At 57.7% G+C, this 712-nt stretch carries 2 protein-coding genes; one reads left to right on the plus strand and one right to left on the minus strand.

The window, feature by feature from the left end; genetic code table 11:
• Nucleotides 1–184 (minus strand): hypothetical protein (locus PUT78_RS23680; RefSeq protein ID WP_274354663.1); only part of this gene is annotated, 184 nt, incomplete at its 3' end.
• A gap of 298 nt (nucleotides 185–482) precedes the next feature.
• Here PUT78_RS23680 and PUT78_RS23685 point away from each other — a divergent pair.
• Nucleotides 483–712 (plus strand): hypothetical protein (locus tag PUT78_RS23685; protein ID WP_274354664.1); only part of this gene is annotated, 230 nt, incomplete at its 3' end.

Raw genomic sequence — 712 nt, forward strand, 5'->3', positions numbered from 1 at the left:
GCTCAACCTGGCGGTCATGCAGGGTGACAGTGGCATGGGTGCCGATCAGCGCGTCGAAATCGATGTCATCATTGGCGGCCAGACACTCGACCTGCCAGTCGAACAGATCATTCAACCGCTCGACACCTTCAAAACGCATCAGCGCCAGCACATCCGGACCAAGAGAGGTCGTTAACTGACCCATACGAAAGAGTTAAGAAAACGCTTTATTCATCAAATACGCCCGATACTAAACCTTAAGGCGAATTTAATTGACCCCGCACAGTCTGCAAGCAGAAATGCGCCGGGGGCTCAGACACCGTGCGCGATTTAGCACCAAAGAACACCACATTGCTTCGGGCACACCGCGCGCATAATCACAAACGCGCATCAGGTAGAACGGTCAATACAAGCCTGACGGGTGACTTTCCTAGGCCATCGGGGGCGTGAGTTTGAATCCTCTGTTTCTTACGCACCACTGACAATAGAGGCGGGCACAGCGAATGGCCGCTCTGCTCATAATGCTACGCGTGCAATGCTGCGGGGTCACAGTCGGCTCTCCGCCGCTTGCGCAGGCGACGGCAACATCGACATTCTCGGCCCAATGCCGCCGTTCGAGTTCCTCGGATGCTGCGCGGCGCCCCCCGGAAGCGGTCACGCAGGCAGCTGGAGCGGCGCGGCGGGTGCAGAGCTTTGTCATCCTCGACACCGCGCATCCCAAAGACGCCATCAC

The organism is Roseinatronobacter alkalisoli (assembly GCF_028745735.1).
Lineage (GTDB): Bacteria > Pseudomonadota > Alphaproteobacteria > Rhodobacterales > Rhodobacteraceae > Roseinatronobacter > Roseinatronobacter alkalisoli.